The sequence below is a fragment of the Fictibacillus sp. Mic-4 genome (assembly GCF_049843615.1).
In the GTDB taxonomy this organism is placed as follows: domain Bacteria; phylum Bacillota; class Bacilli; order Bacillales; family Fictibacillaceae; genus Fictibacillus_A; species Fictibacillus_A gelatini.
In genome coordinates this window covers 1-12,886 of record NZ_JBBHZM010000031.1, presented here as the reverse complement: position 1 = coordinate 12,886, position 12,886 = coordinate 1, and the positions used below count along the sequence as shown (strand labels likewise).

Here is a 12,886-nt window from a genome sequence, read left to right as displayed (position 1 = left end):
AATTCATCTGGAAATCGGCGGAATTATGACCGATTTTGGCGGAATTATATTTGAAATCGGCGGAATTCTAACCAATTTTGGCGGAATTATCTCTAAAATCGGCGGAATTATTCAATGTTTAAAATGGCGAACACCCGTAAAGACCATCGCAATCCCGTATTCGTCGGCCTTTTTAATTGAATCTTCGTCGCGAATTGAGCCACCTGGTTGAATAATTGCTGTTACTCCCGCTTTGGCTGCCGCTTCAACTGTATCATTCATCGGGAAGAAAGCGTCAGATCCTAATGCGCTTCCTTTCGCTAAATCACCTGCTTGTTCAATCGCAATTTTTGCCGCTCCGACACGGTTCATTTGTCCCGCTCCAATGCCGATTGTCATATTGTCTTTTGCAAGGACGATTGCATTTGATTTCACATGTTTAACGACTTTCCATGCTAAACGTAAATCTTCCCACTCTTTTTCGGTCGGCTCTCGCTTCGTCGGAATGGAGATTGTCGCATCATCAAGACCGAATGCATCTTCATCTTGAACTAAAAGGCCACCGCGGATCGATGTTAAACGCTTTTCAATTTTTTGTTCTTCCGTAAATTCTACCGTTAATAGACGGATATTTTTCTTTTTTGTTAAAATTGCAAGGGCTTCTTCGCTAAAAGAAGGCGCAATAATAATTTCAAGGAAAATTTCATTGAGCTTTACTGCTGTCGCTTCATCAATTTCTCTGTTCGAAGCGATAATTCCACCGAAAATGGACACTGGATCGGCTTCAAATGCTTTTGTAAAAGCTTCTTCAACCGTGTTTCCGACACCGACACCGCAAGGATTCATATGTTTGACCGCTACAACAGCCGGCTCTTTAAATTCACGAACGATGTTTAACGCGCTGTCGGCATCATTAATGTTATTGTAAGAAAGTTCTTTCCCGTGAAGCTGCTCTGCATTGGCAATGGACGTTTTGGTGCCAAGCGGCTTCACATAGAAATTCGCTTTTTGGTGCGGATTTTCCCCGTAACGAAGCGCTTGCTTCCGTTCAAACGTGACTGTAAGCGATTCAGGGTTTTCATCCTCAACGATATTCGTCAAATATTCTGCAATGAGTGCATCATAGGCTGCCGTATGGCGGAATGTTTTCGCCGCAAGCTTTCTTCTCGTTTCATCATGCACTTTGCCGTGTTCTTTAACCTCATTTAATACGAGCTCGTAATCTTTTGGATCGACAACGACCGTTACATACGCATGGTTTTTCGCAGCGGAACGAAGCATGCTCGGACCGCCAATATCGATATTTTCAATCGCATCAGCAAATGCAACATTTTCCTGTGCAATCGTTTCTTTAAACGGATAAAGGTTTACGACAACAAGATCAATCGGCGTAATGTCATGCGCCTTTAATTGCGCCGCATGCTCCTCGTTGTCTCTAACTGCGAGTAGCCCGCCATGGATCATTGGATGAAGCGTTTTAACGCGGCCGTCCATAATTTCAGGAAACCCCGTTACTTCAGAAATTCCAATGACCGGCACACCCGCTTCTTCCAGCGCTTTTTTCGTTCCCCCTGTGGAAATGACTTCTACGCCTTCTTCTACAAGCGCTTTGACAAAAGGTACGAGACCTTCTTTATTTGAAACTGAAACAAGTGCTCTTTTTATACTCACAACCGGACGCCTCCTACTAATTCTTTCAGTACACTTGGATAAAGAGTGTGTTCGACTTTTTGAATTCTTTCTTGCAATGCTTCTCTCGTATCTTCGGGTAAAATTTCAACTTTCTCCTGTTTGATGATCGGGCCTGTATCCATTCCGCTGTCGACATAATGAATCGTTACCCCTGTTTCATCAGCACCTGCTTCCAGGGCCTGTCCAATCGCGTCTTTACCCGGAAAAGCCGGCAAAAGTGACGGGTGGATGTTGACAATTCGGCCTTCAAACGCATCAAGCAATGTCGGCCCAATTAACCTCATATAGCCTGCAAGCGCAATAAAATCCACATTTTTTTCATAAAGTCGCTCAATAATATCCCGTTCAAAATGAGCTTTTGATTCATAGTTTTTCGGATGAAATACAAAGGTGTCGATCCCTTCTTTTTCCGCACGTTCGATGACAAATGCTCCCGGCTTGTCGCAAACCATGAGCGCGATATGGACATTTAACTTTTTCTCCTTGACGCTGTCTACAATAGCCTGAAAGTTCGATCCGCTTCCTGAAGCAAATATTGCGATATTTCTCATTTTAATTCACCGCCGCCAAATAAGACCCCGTCGCCTTTTTTCACGCGGCCGATAATATACGCTTTTTCTCCATTTTCTTCTAAAGACTTAATGGCGGAATGAACATCATTATATGATACGGCAAGCACCATTCCAATTCCCATATTAAACGTCGTAAACATTTCTCTCTGGCCAATTTCACCTGTCTTGGCAACAAGTTCGAAAATTGGTGGGATCGGCCAGGAACCGTAATCGATTTCTGCCGCGAGTCCTTCTGGAAGCATGCGCGGAATATTTTCAAAAAAGCCGCCGCCGGTAATATGAGCAGCACCATGAATGACATCTTTTTTGATTAAATCAAGCAATGGCTTCACATAAATCCGAGTAGGTGTCAAAAGTTCTTCAACGAGTGTTTTTTCTAAATTGCCATACCGCTCGTTAACATTTAATCCACCCTTTTCAAGCAATGCTTTCCGTACGAGTGAAAAACCGTTAGAGTGAAGACCATTGGAAGCGAGGCCAATAAGGACATCTCCTTCTAAAACACGCTCTGGCTTAATTAGTTTAGATTTTTCAGCAATTCCGACAGAAAAACCAGCAAGATCATACTCATCAAGAGAATACATGCCTGGCATTTCCGCTGTCTCTCCGCCAATTAAGGCACAGCCTGCTTGCTCACAACCATCCGCGATCCCTTTTACAATTTGCTCAACCTTTGCGGGTTCTAGCTTCCCGCAAGCAATGTAATCTAAAAAATAAAGCGGCTCTGCACCTTGTGCAACGATGTCGTTTACACACATCGCAACCGCATCGATGCCGATCGTATCATGTTGATCCATCATGAACGCCAACATAAGTTTGGTCCCGACACCGTCCGTACCGGAAATAAGGACCGGCTCGTTGTATGGAAGGTTGGAAAGATCGAACATCGCTCCAAATCCTCCAAGCCCTGCCATCACTTCAGGGCGTTTTGTGCGAAGCGCATGTTTTTTGATCCGATTGACCGCTTCATACCCCGCTTCAATATCAACACCCGCTTGTTTGTACGCTTCAGCCATTTGGGTAACCTCCTAAAATTGCTTGCTCAAATTCCGAATAATGTAGTTACGGCGAATACTTACATTCGCCGTTAATAACCATTCAAACCATTTCTTTCTCGTATGGCATCACAGTATCAGGATAAATCTCTGTTGGATATTTGCCTGTAAAACAAGCTAAACATTGTCCGTGATTCGGATCTGTTGCCGGGCGGCCGATGCCTTTTAATAAACCTTCAGGGGAAAGAAAGACGAGCGAATCGGCTCCAATGATTTGACGAATTTCCTCTACCGAATGATTAGCCGCAATCAGCTCTCCTTTTTCGGACGTGTCGATTCCGTAATAGCATGGATGGGCAATCGGGGGTGCTGTAATTCGTACATGAACCTCCGTCGCTCCCGCATCACGAAGCATTTTAACAATTCTTCTGCTTGTCGTCCCGCGAACGATCGAATCATCCACCATGACAACACGTTTCCCTTCAACAATGCCCCGAACCGGGGAAAGCTTCATTTTTACGCCGAGTTCTCGCAATTCCTGTGTCGGCTGAATGAACGTCCGGCCGACATACCGATTTTTAATCAATCCAATCTCATATGGGATCCCAGATGCCTCGGCATAACCGATCGCAGCAGAAATGCTTGAATCCGGTACGCCTGTTACAACATCCGCTTCGACAGGCGCTTCTTTATACAACTCTTTTCCGAGATTTTTACGTGCTGCATGGATATTAATCCCATCAATGTTCGAATCTGGCCTTGAAAAATAAATGTACTCCATTGAACAGATCGATCGATTGACCGCAGTTGAAAAGGTGTCGGAAACTAAACCGTCTTTATTAATAATAAGCAGCTCACCCGGTTTTACATCACGGATATATTCCGCACCTACAACATCGAATGCGCATGTTTCGGATGCCACGACATAAGCATCCCCAATCATCCCGAGCGATAATGGGCGGAGACCGTTAGGGTCAAGCGCTACGAGCAATTCATCTTCCGTCATGACCACATATGCATAGGCGCCTTTTAACATCGTCAACGCATTTTTTACCTGGTCACGAAGCTTTGTATAACCGCTTCTTTTGATTAAATGAGCGAGCACTTCCGTATCGGAAGACGTTTGAAAAATGCTGCCCTGTCCTTCTAACTGATGCCGGAGCGCATGGGCATTGACAAGATTTCCGTTATGGGCAAGCGCAAGGTCGTTCGTTTGTGAACGGAACATCAATGGTTGAACGTTTGCGTATTCATTCCCGCCAGCAGTAGAGTAACGAACATGGCCGATCGCAGCAAAGCCTGTTAATTTTTCAAGCTCTCCGCGGCTGAATACTTCTGTTACAAGGCCGTGCCCTTTATGCATTTTCAACTTTTCTCCATCGGTAACGACAATGCCGGCTCCTTCTTGTCCACGATGCTGGAGGCTGTGCAGCCCGTAATACGTTAATTGGGCCGCATCCTCATGTCCCCAGATGGCAAATACGCCACATTCTTCGTTTAAGCCTTTGATGTCAGCAAGCATGGAATAGCTCCTTTCCAGGCGTTATGAAGTTCTTCATGCGCACATACTACAATTTCCTCGCCTGATTCATTTTCAATTCGAAGTTCAGGTAGCGATGTGACAACTCCGATTTGCGCCGCTTCGACTAAAGCTTCAAATTCCTTTGCGTTTTCTGGTTTCACCGTAACGATAAAGCGTGATTGAGATTCGCTGAATAAAGCAGAAACGATGTCTCCAGAGAGACGCACAGACGCTCCAACATTTCCGTCCATGATGCATTCAGCAAGCGCAACAGCAATACCGCCTTCTGCCACATCATGCGCTGAAGCGACAAGACCCTTTTGTATAGCCGATAAAAGGGACCTCTGGCGTTTCGCTTCCACTTCGATATCTAATTCAGGCGCTTTTCCTGAAATTTTCCCTTGAAGCATTTTCTGCAGCTCACTGCCTCCAAATTCTGGCTTCGTTTCGCCTAAAAGATAAACAAGGTCACCTGCTTTTTTAAATCCTTGCGTCGTAATATGGTCGATATGATGAACAAGACCAACCATGCCGACAACCGGAGTTGGATAAACCGCTTCTCCGTTCGTTTCGTTGTAAAGCGAAACGTTGCCGCCGATTACCGGGGTATTTAATTTTTTGCAGGCTTCACTCATGCCATCGACCGCTTTTTCAAGCTGCCAGAAGATTTCAGGCTTTTCCGGATTCCCGAAGTTTAAGCAATCCGTAATCGCTAGCGGCTCAGCCCCGGAGCAGACAATGTTGCGCGCCGCTTCCGCCACAGCGATTTTCCCGCCGACTTCCGGATCAAGATATAAATAGCGGGAGTTGCAGTCTGTTGTCATCGCAAGCGCTTTTTCCGTTTCACGAATTCTAATGACAGCGGCGTCCGATCCTGGAGCAACAACGGTATTTGTGCGAACCATATAGTCATACTGGTCAAATACCCACGATTTGCTTGCAATTGTTGGTTGAGAGAGAAGCTGCAATAACGTATCTTTATAGTTATCTACCTCAGGCACAAACGGCGCTTCTCTTTGGAATTCTGCATAGTAGGCAGGTTCTTTCGATGGTTTATGATAGACTGGTGCATCTTCCGCGAGTGCATCTACAGGTACATCTGCAACAACTTTGCCTTTATGAATTAATCGGAGCTGCTTTTCTTCAATGACTTTGCCGATAACTGTCGCGTGAAGGCCCCATTTTTCAAAAATTTGCGCAGCCTCTTCTTCTCTTCCTTTTTGAACGACGATTAACATACGCTCCTGTGATTCAGAAAGCATCATTTCATATGCAGTCATGCCGTCTTCACGCTGTGGCACTTGGTCCAGGTTCATTTCAATCCCGAAACCTGCCTTACTCGCCATTTCCGCTGATGAGCTCGTTAATCCCGCTGCCCCCATGTCTTGAATGCCGACAAGACCGTCGAAGTTTTGAATGAGTTCAAGGCATGCTTCAAGCAACAATTTTTCCATAAACGGATCGCCGACTTGAACAGCCGGGCGCTTTTCATCAGATGCATCCGTCAATTCTTCGGAAGCGAACGTTGCCCCGTGGATTCCGTCGCGGCCAGTGCGTGCGCCAACATACATGACCGAGTTTCCGACACCTTTTGCCTGGCCTTTTTGAATATCTTTATGGTCGATTAATCCAACACACATCGCGTTAACTAAAGGATTTCCGTCATAAGATGGGTCGAATTGCACCTCTCCGCCGACAGTTGGAATGCCGATGCAGTTTCCATACCCGGCAATTCCGGCAACGACTTCTTCAAACAAATATTTTACGCGCGGTGAAGTCAGCTCACCAAAGCGAAGGGAGTTTAATAAGGCTACCGGACGCGCACCCATTGAAAAGACGTCACGAATGATTCCGCCCACTCCTGTTGCGGCCCCTTGATACGGCTCGATCGCTGATGGGTGATTATGGCTTTCGATTTTGAATACGACCGCCTGGTTGTCCCCGATGTCTACAATCCCTGCACCCTCACCAGGACCTTGAAGAACACGCTCACCGCTTGTTGGGAACTTGCGAAGTACGGGTTTTGAGTTTTTATAGGAACAGTGCTCACTCCACATGACAGAGAACAAGCCGGTTTCCGTCCAATTCGGAAGTCTGCCGAGAATTTTTTCGACTGTGCCAAACTCCTCGTCACTCAATCCCATATCACGGTATAATTTTTGTTCTTTAATTTGTTGTTCTGTCGGCTCATGAAGATAAGACATGGTTTTCCCTCCAGCTTCTAACGATTGATTGGAACAGCTTTAATCCATCCGCGCTTCCTAAAAGTTCATCCACTGCACGCTCTGGATGCGGCATCATGCCTAATACGTTTCCTTTTTCATTCACGATTCCGGCAATATCTGCAATCGATCCGTTCGGATTGTTCGTATAGCGGAATACGATTTGATTATTTTCTTTCAATCTTTCAAGCGTTTCTTCATCACAATAGTAGTTTCCTTCACCATGGGCAACCGGAATTACAATTCGCTCACCTTGCCCATAGCCAGCTGTAAACATCGTGTCATTATTTTCAACAACGAGTTCTACCGGCTTGCAAATAAATTTAAGCGATTCATTCCGCCGCATCGCTCCTGGCAAAAGCCCTGATTCAAGGAGAATTTGAAATCCGTTGCAAACGCCTAAAACGGGCTTTCCTTCTTTAGCTGCTTTGATTACTTCTGCCATGACATTGGAGAAACGGGCAATCGCACCGCTTCGAAGATAGTCGCCATAAGAGAAGCCGCCCGGAAGCAATATTCCGTCAAATCGATCTAGATTCGTTTCATCATGCCAAACATATTCTACTTCTTCTCCAAGCTCGTCTTTAATCGCATGGTACATGTCGATGTCACAGTTTGAGCCTGGAAATACGATGACTGCAAATTTCACTGTGCGACAACCTCCTCGACCTCGTAGCGATAGTCTTCAATGACCGTATTTGCTAAAAGCTTCTCGCACATTTCTCTAATTTTTGCATCCAGGTCATAATCCCCTTTTTCTAACGTCAATTCTAAAAATTTCCCGATGCGAACATCTTCTACTTCGTTAAACTTGAGGCTATGAAGCGCGCCTTTCACTGCACTTCCCTGTGGATCCAATACGCTTTCCTTTAACGTTACATAAACTTTTACTTTGTACATGATGGTTGTCCTCCTAAACGTTGTAAAATTTGTTCATATGCATCAGTCAAGCTGCCGAGGTCACGGCGAAAAACGTCTTTATCAAGCTTTTCGTTTGTGTCTTTATCCCAAAGGCGGCAAGTATCCGGCGAAATTTCATCTGCAAGAAGAAGCTGTCCGTTTTTATCCGTTCCAAACTCGAGCTTAAAATCAATTAAACGAACATTTTTATCAGCGAAGAAATCAGTAAGAATCGTATTTACCTTTAGAGCGACCGTTCTCATCTCTTCAAGAAGTTCAGGCGTTGCTAAATGTAAGGCAGCAATATGGTCATTGTTGAATAACGGATCGCCAAGCTCATCATTTTTATAATAAAACTCTACGATTGGCTGTGGCAGAGCTGTGCCTTCAGCGATTCCCGTACGTTTTGCAAGTGTTCCAGCCACAACATTACGCACGACTACTTCAAGAGGAATAATTTTCACATGTTTAACGATTTGTTCCGTATCGGACTTTTTCGCAATGAAGTGAGTCTTGATTCCTTTTTCCTCTAACAATGAAAATAGTAAACTCGTAATTTCGTTATTCAAACGACCTTTTCCAGCAATCGTCGCTTTCTTTTCCCCATTAAAGGCGGTAGCGGAATCTTTATATTCAACCCAAACGCGATCTGGATCATTCGTGCTGTATATTTTCTTTGCCTTTCCTTCATAAAGCTGAGTTAGCTTTTCCATAACGGTCCCTCCAGAATATTAGGAATTATTGGAATAGGAAGACAGAACGATCTGCCTTCCTATTTACTTTTTAAAGTCCAAGCCGTTCAAAGATCATGTCCACATGCTTTAAGTGGTACGAATAATCAAAGCAGTCATCGATTTCAGCCTGTGTCAACAACTCAGTAATACGCGGTTCGCCTTCAACAAGCTGTTTGAACTGAATACCTTCTTCCCAGGCTTTAGCTGTTTGTGGCTGAACGATGTCGTAAGCTTCTTCGCGTGATAATCCTTTATCAATAAGCTTTAACATTACGCGTTGTGAGTAAATAAGCCCGTATGTTTTCGTCATGTTGTGCTTCATGTTTTCCGGGAACACCGTTAAGTTTTTCACGATGTTCGCAAAACGGTTTAACATGTAATTTAGCGCGATCGTTGCATCCGGTAAAATGATGCGTTCTGCTGATGAATGGGAAATATCACGTTCGTGCCATAATGCGACGTTTTCATAAGCCGTCATCATATAGCCGCGGATCACTCGGGCCATTCCCGCCATATTCTCTGATCCGATTGGATTTCGTTTATGCGGCATAGCGGATGATCCTTTTTGTCCTTTCGCAAAAAACTCTTCTACTTCACGTGTTTCGCTTTTTTGCAATCCGCGAATTTCAACACCGAATTTTTCAATACTCGTTGCAATGAGAGCAAGTGCTGACATATAGTGGGCGTGACGATCACGCTGCAATGTTTGTGTCGATATAGGCGAAGCTTTAAGTCCAAGCTTTTCACAAACATATTGTTCAACAAACGGATCAATGTTCGCATACGTTCCGACAGCGCCTGAAATTTTTCCGACTCGGACGGTTTCAGCCGCTTCTTTAAAGCGCTCAAGGTTCCGTTTCATTTCCTCATACCATAGCGCCAGCTTAAGGCCGAAAGTCGTTGGTTCAGCGTGAACTCCATGCGTACGTCCCATCATGACCGTATGTTTATGTTCTTTTGCCTTATTCCCTAAAATTTCAACAAAGTTTTCAATATCTTTTAGTAAAATTTCATTTGCCTGGCGGAGCAAGTAAGATAGCGCAGTATCGACGACATCAGTAGACGTTAAGCCGTAATGTACCCATTTGCGTTCTTCACCGAGCGTTTCACTAACCGCACGAGTAAATGCGACAACATCATGATGCGTTTCCTTTTCAATTTCGAGAATACGGTTAATGTCAAATGAGGCATTCTCGCGTAGTTTCTTTACGTCTTCCTTCGGGATTTCCCCAAGCTCTGCCCACGCTTCACAAGCTAAAATTTCAACTTCAAGCCATGCCTTATAGCGGTTTTCATCCGTCCAAATGGCTCCCATTTCCGGGCGTGTATAACGTTCAATCATTTAGTTACCTCCAATGTTTCGATGTGCAAAATATTTTTTATAATAAAGTTAGCTTTATCTAAAGCTTCTTCAATTGTATCTCCAAGCACTGTAATATGCCCCATTTTTCTTTTGATTTTCGCCTCTTTTTTTCCGTATAAATGGAGCTTCGCATCTTTCAATTGAGAAAGATTGTTGATGAGTGGTGCGACATGCTCACCAAGGACGTTTATCATTACAACCGGCTTCAGTAATTTAGTTTCCCCGAGCGGCCAGTTACAAATCGCCCGGATGTGCTGGTCAAACTGTGATGTCTCACACGCTTCAATCGTATAATGCCCGGAATTATGCGGTCTTGGCGCTAATTCATTAACGAAAATTTCATCGTCTTCCGTCAAAAACATTTCTACTGCGAGTGTCCCGACAAGATTTAAATAAAGTGCAATATCTTTTGCGATTTGTTTTGCTTTTTCTTCTACTGCGGGTGAAACTCTTGCAGGAATAATGCTTTGATGAAGAATGTTATCAACATGAATGTTTTCTGCTGTAGGGAACGTCGTCATTTCTCCAGAAACACTTCGTGTAACGATCACAGATAATTCTTTTTGAAACGGTATCCAGCTCTCGAGCACACATTCTCTTCCACCTTCAAAAAGAGCGGTTGCATCGGCCTTGTCTTTTTCCGAACGGATCACGACCTGTCCTTTTCCATCATACCCGCCGCGGCATGTCTTCAAAACCGATGGCATTCCTAAATCTTGAATGGCTTTTTCAAATTCTTCTTCATTCGTTACCGATCGATACGGGGCTACCGGAACGCCCGCATTGGTGATCGCTTCCTTTTCCCGTCTCCGATGTTGGGTAATTCGTAGAAGCTCGCTTCCCTGGGGCATGTTAGCATGTTCCTCCAGCCACTTTGCGCTATCTACGTCAACATTCTCAAACTCATAAGTGATAACGTCGCTTTTATTCGCCAGTTCTCGAATGCCGGCCATATCGTTATAAGCTGTTGAAATTTGCTCGTCACTTACTTGTCCGCACGGTGAATTCGTACCCGGCTCAAGAACAACGACTGAAAAACCCATTTCTCTCGCACTGATTGCCATCATCCGGCCAAGCTGGCCACCGCCAAGAATACCGATTGTCTCACCTGGTAATATCGTTTTATTCAAGGGAATCACTACTTTCCAATACGGTTTGTTCCAATTGCTTTCTGCGCTTTTCTAACCGTTCGCTTAAAGCTTCGTCCGTTGTCGCCAGCATCTGTGCGGCCAGCAGACCGGCATTTGTCGCTCCCGCTTTTCCGATCGCAACTGTTGCTACGGGAACCCCACCTGGCATTTGCACAATCGAAAGAAGTGAATCAAGTCCATTCAATGCTTTCGATTGAACAGGAACACCGATCACAGGAAGAACGGTTTTTGCGGCTACCATTCCCGGAAGATGCGCGGCTCCACCGGCACCTGCAATAATCACGCGGATTCCTCTTTCTTTCGCTTCTTCTGCATAACGGAACATATAATCAGGAGTTCTATGGGCAGATACTACTTTTTTCTCATACGGCACATTCAGTTCATCGAGAATGTCGCATGCATGTTTCATCGTTTCCCAATCTGAAGTACTTCCCATGATTACTCCAACTAGATTTTGCATGTTGACCTCCTATTTTTAACACTAAAAAAGTCCAAAGTAATATGCTTAACCTTGCTATGAAGGAAAGCCCTACCCTGGACATACTATACCCATATACTAAAACAGTAAGCTGCTTTCCCTCATAGTCTGATGAGTATCGGTCATCAGGTAGAAACTCGCAGGCCATTTACCCCGCCATTATATGAGGTTTTATTCTTCTGTCTGCCTTTATTGTAACAAGAGATTTTAAAAAGTGTCAACAAAAAATCGAACAATATTATTTATTAAGTTTCCTAACGTTCGGATTTTACTTCAATTTTCCTTCAAAAACGATTTTTTGTCCGTAAAGTTCCACTTCCGTTTTTCCGTTTCTTTTTACTTCTTGAAAAATCGGTTCTTCCATCCGGCGAACGGGAGCGTATCCTTCAGATGCCATTCGGTCCAGACATTCCGAAATAGTTTCACCATCTTGAACTTCAAATTTCTTTTTTTTCGGCTTTTTATCCATTCAACTACCTCCGAATATTTTTCACCCAGAAACCGCCATAAAAACTTTTTGGTTCATGTGATATAATAAACGCTTTCGGATCCAATTCTTTTATTGTTTCATAAAGTTTGCCTTCTGACTTTCTTGATGTTAGTATTTCCATCATTAAACGTTCTCCCTGGCGCCCATAAGCGATCCAATCGGTTACACCATATCCTTTATTGCGAATGGCATTTGGTAAGCCTGCTTCAATTTCAGTTGTAATCACATTAACCGTAATATAGCCGAGAGCTAACTTTTCCTCGATCTTCATTCCGGTAAGAACACCTAATCCATAACCTAAAGCATAGGCGATTAAATTTTGTATATGATTCAAGTTGTCCAACACAAGACCTAATCCTACAACATAAATGATGATTTCAAAAACACTGATAAGCGCGGCTAGATAGCGCTGGTTTTTTAATGTTAAAATCATTCGCACAGTAAAAAAAGAAACGTAAACGACGTTAATGATCAAAATGATGGCGACCATCATAAAACCGTTTTCCACCTTTGGTCCCTCCCGCCTGTCTGACTCATTTGTATGAAGAGCATAACATGAATTGAAGCTGAAAGAAAACAGGAGATTATTTTGTCTAAAGATGAATCATTTTCCAATCAAAAAAATAAAAAAAAGGTGAAACGAATCTACATTCGTCTCACCTTTTTTGCCTGGCAGCGTCCTACTCTCACAGGGGGAAGCCCCCAATTACCATCGGCGCTGAAGAGCTTAACTTCCGTGTTCGGTATGGGAACGGGTGTGACCTCTTCGCCATCGCCACCAGACTATG

The 12,886-nt window shown here is 44.1% G+C and carries 13 protein-coding genes, 1 rRNA gene and 1 riboswitch; all 14 genes read right to left on the bottom strand.

What is annotated here, in order from left to right; translation table 11 throughout:
• Positions 1–111 precede the first annotated feature (111 nt).
• Complete coding sequence (purH, locus tag WD019_RS16820) at positions 112–1,650, bottom strand: bifunctional phosphoribosylaminoimidazolecarboxamide formyltransferase/IMP cyclohydrolase (protein WP_425712248.1); 1,539 nt, start codon at positions 1,648–1,650, stop codon at positions 112–114.
• Complete coding sequence (gene purN / locus WD019_RS16815) at positions 1,647–2,222, bottom strand: phosphoribosylglycinamide formyltransferase (protein WP_026678338.1); 576 nt, start codon at positions 2,220–2,222, stop codon at positions 1,647–1,649. The genes purH and purN overlap by 4 nt, the downstream gene beginning before the upstream one ends.
• On the bottom strand, positions 2,219–3,259 hold the full coding sequence (gene purM / locus WD019_RS16810) for a phosphoribosylformylglycinamidine cyclo-ligase (protein WP_425712247.1): 1,041 nt from the start codon (positions 3,257–3,259) through the stop codon (positions 2,219–2,221). The genes purN and purM overlap by 4 nt, the downstream gene beginning before the upstream one ends.
• A gap of 82 nt (positions 3,260–3,341) precedes the next feature.
• A complete protein-coding gene (gene purF / locus WD019_RS16805; RefSeq protein ID WP_026678336.1) occupies positions 3,342–4,760 on the bottom strand; it encodes an amidophosphoribosyltransferase in 1,419 nt (472 codons plus the stop codon).
• The gene (gene purL, locus WD019_RS16800) at positions 4,736–6,964 is read right to left on the bottom strand and encodes a phosphoribosylformylglycinamidine synthase subunit PurL (protein ID WP_026678335.1); all 2,229 of its coding nucleotides are present in this window, start codon (positions 6,962–6,964) and stop codon (positions 4,736–4,738) included. The genes purF and purL overlap by 25 nt, the downstream gene beginning before the upstream one ends.
• Positions 6,948–7,631 carry a phosphoribosylformylglycinamidine synthase subunit PurQ gene (purQ, locus tag WD019_RS16795; RefSeq protein ID WP_026678334.1) on the bottom strand — a complete coding sequence of 228 codons (684 nt, stop codon included), beginning with the start codon at positions 7,629–7,631 and terminating at the stop codon, positions 6,948–6,950. The genes purL and purQ overlap by 17 nt, the downstream gene beginning before the upstream one ends.
• Entirely contained in the window at positions 7,628–7,882 is a 255-nt protein-coding gene (gene purS, locus WD019_RS16790) for a phosphoribosylformylglycinamidine synthase subunit PurS (RefSeq protein WP_425712246.1), read from the bottom strand. The genes purQ and purS overlap by 4 nt, the downstream gene beginning before the upstream one ends.
• The gene (gene purC / locus WD019_RS16785; protein ID WP_026678332.1) at positions 7,870–8,595 is read right to left on the bottom strand and encodes a phosphoribosylaminoimidazolesuccinocarboxamide synthase; all 726 of its coding nucleotides are present in this window, start codon (positions 8,593–8,595) and stop codon (positions 7,870–7,872) included. Before purC ends, purS begins: the two co-directional genes overlap by 13 nt.
• 70 nt (positions 8,596–8,665) lie before the next feature.
• Complete coding sequence (gene purB / locus WD019_RS16780) at positions 8,666–9,958, bottom strand: adenylosuccinate lyase (protein WP_425712245.1); 1,293 nt, start codon at positions 9,956–9,958, stop codon at positions 8,666–8,668.
• On the bottom strand, positions 9,955–11,118 hold the full coding sequence (purK, locus tag WD019_RS16775; protein WP_425712244.1) for a 5-(carboxyamino)imidazole ribonucleotide synthase: 1,164 nt from the start codon (positions 11,116–11,118) through the stop codon (positions 9,955–9,957). Before purK ends, purB begins: the two co-directional genes overlap by 4 nt.
• Entirely contained in the window at positions 11,102–11,590 is a 489-nt protein-coding gene (purE, locus tag WD019_RS16770; RefSeq protein WP_425712243.1) for a 5-(carboxyamino)imidazole ribonucleotide mutase, read from the bottom strand. The genes purK and purE overlap by 17 nt, the downstream gene beginning before the upstream one ends.
• Before the next feature lie 102 nt (positions 11,591–11,692).
• Positions 11,693–11,795, bottom strand: a riboswitch (purine riboswitch).
• Between the two features lie 81 nt (positions 11,796–11,876).
• On the bottom strand, positions 11,877–12,077 hold the full coding sequence (locus WD019_RS16765; RefSeq protein WP_026678328.1) for an NETI motif-containing protein: 201 nt from the start codon (positions 12,075–12,077) through the stop codon (positions 11,877–11,879).
• A gap of 4 nt (positions 12,078–12,081) precedes the next feature.
• Positions 12,082–12,588: a DUF2179 domain-containing protein gene (locus WD019_RS16760; RefSeq protein WP_035351081.1), complete on the bottom strand. Its 507-nt coding sequence runs from the start codon at positions 12,586–12,588 to the stop codon at positions 12,082–12,084.
• A gap of 177 nt (positions 12,589–12,765) precedes the next feature.
• Positions 12,766–12,881, bottom strand: a 5S ribosomal RNA gene (gene rrf / locus WD019_RS16755).
• Positions 12,882–12,886: the final 5 nt, after the last annotated feature.